Raw genomic sequence first — 1234 nt, forward strand, 5'->3', positions numbered from 1 at the left:
GCTGGCCGTGTGGGATGCTTCAGGGACGCTGATTTTAACAAACGAAACGCGCACGCTGAGCGATGTTGTCACCCTCGGTACCGCCGGGGTGGATGCCAGCTCAGGATACAACATCAATACAACTCTGGCGGGGAAGTGGGCCTGCATGCCTGCCATGCTGGGACTAATTACCGGGGTTGTATCGGCTGGCGGTCAACCGCAGCCCTACTCGGCCATATACAAGAGCATGGCAAAACTTGATGGGAGCAATACGCGGATATTCGCCAGGCCGCAGACAACCCCCGGCGGCAACCTTCAGAACGTTACGTATTCGAATCTGAGGAACGTGATTATGGCCATTAACTGCGCCAATTATGATTGATCGTTTTTAGCGATCAATTTCGAATAATTGATCTATCAAATCAATTATATCCCGTTGATTCATATTGTTATTGTGTAGCTTCATGAATGCCCTGGGATATAACCACTATGAAAAATATGATTCTTTGCCTGGCGGTAGCGGTATTGCTCTCCGGTTGCGCTGGCGTTATTGAGAAGCAGCAACCCGTATGCACCGGAACAGCCCTGGTCGGCGGGCAGGAAAGCAGCGTCCAGATCTACGGAGTCCGTAAACAAAACAATCAGACGCAGTACCGCGCCGGTTATCCCTTTAACTGGACCTGGGTGAGCGCCAACACGTTCACCAGCACCACCTGCCAATAACTCATTCTGTCTCAACAAACCTCGCTGCGGCGGGGTTTTTTATTGCCTGGAGAAAATATGCTTTATAACACTGGCACCATAGCCATTAACGGAAATACAGCCACCGGCACCGGCACGAACTGGACGGCACCGGCCAGCCAGATTCGGGTTGGCCAGACGTTGTTTGTTCTTTCTAATCCGGTGCAGATGTTTCAGATCACGGCCATCAACAGTGCGACGTCACTGACGATTACACCCGCCGCGTCTCCGGCCCTCAGCGGCCAGAAGTACGGCATTCTTGTTACTGATAGTCTCTCGGTCGACGGCCTGGCGCAGAGCATGTCTCAGCTCATCAACGAGTATGACGAGAACATCGGCGCGTGGGAGACGTTCGCCACGACCTCAGCAAACCAGAGTATCACCGTCACCATCAACGGCACCGCCGTAACGATCCCGGGCATTGGTAAGCTGGCGCAGAAAGGAAGTAATGGAGCTATCCCGATCTCACAGGGCGGGACCGGGGCAACGAATGCCGCTGACGCTCGCACAAACC

1 protein-coding gene and 2 pseudogenes are annotated in these 1234 nt (G+C 53.6%); all 3 read left to right on the forward strand.

Going from position 1 to position 1234, the window contains the following annotated elements; all coding sequences use genetic code 11:
• A pseudogene (locus ACQG11_RS25920) lies at positions 1-361 on the forward strand (hypothetical protein); the annotation flags it as partial.
• A 107-nt stretch (positions 362-468) separates the two neighbouring features.
• Positions 469-702: a phage exclusion lipoprotein Cor gene (gene cor / locus ACQG11_RS25925; protein WP_017694300.1), complete on the forward strand. Its 234-nt coding sequence runs from the start codon at positions 469-471 to the stop codon at positions 700-702.
• Positions 703-759: 57 nt separating this feature from the next.
• Positions 760-1234 (forward strand): annotated as a pseudogene (locus tag ACQG11_RS25930) (phage tail protein); the annotation flags it as partial.

It is taken from the genome of Enterobacter cloacae complex sp. 372C4 (genome assembly GCF_050030615.1).
In the GTDB taxonomy this organism is placed as follows: Bacteria; Pseudomonadota; Gammaproteobacteria; order Enterobacterales; family Enterobacteriaceae; genus Enterobacter; species Enterobacter intestinihominis.

Coding starts and splice junctions, on each gene's coding strand:
- cor (WP_017694300.1), top strand. CDS start 469: ATGAAAAATATGATTCTTTGCCTGGCGGTAGCGGTATTGCTCTCCGGT.